The following is a 351-nucleotide window of genomic DNA, read 5'->3' on the forward strand; positions in this document are numbered from 1 at the left end:
CAAGACAGAACATTTAGGACGTATAATGGCAAGGATATCTACAGAAGACCCAAAAGGCCAGCCCCCTACAGTTACGACCTTAGACAAAAAGTTATCAATGCAATTGAACTATACGGTATGTCCAAAACCAAAGCCAGTCAATTTTTCCATCTCAGCCGGAACACTATCAATCTCTGGCTGCAAAGAAAAGCACAGACCGGAGACTTCCTCCCTAAACCTAATCACCGACCTGGCAATAACCACCAAATTACCGACTGGCATAAATTCAAGGCTTTTGCCCAAGAGCATGGCGACAAAACCTCCGCTCAAATGGCTCAACTTTGGGATGACGACATCTCTCCTGGCACCATT

General features: G+C 45.3%; 1 protein-coding gene. It reads left to right on the forward strand.

The genetic code is table 11. The annotated features are described in order from the left end of the window. Window positions 1-36: 36 nt before the first annotated feature. A partial coding sequence (locus P5674_RS26170) for an IS630 transposase-related protein (RefSeq protein ID WP_315670518.1) occupies window positions 37-351 on the forward strand: 315 nt, incomplete at its 3' end.

Origin of the sequence: Limnospira sp. PMC 289.06 (assembly GCF_032350395.1) — a bacterium.
Taxonomy (GTDB): Bacteria; Cyanobacteriota; Cyanobacteriia; order Cyanobacteriales; family Microcoleaceae; genus Limnospira; species Limnospira platensis.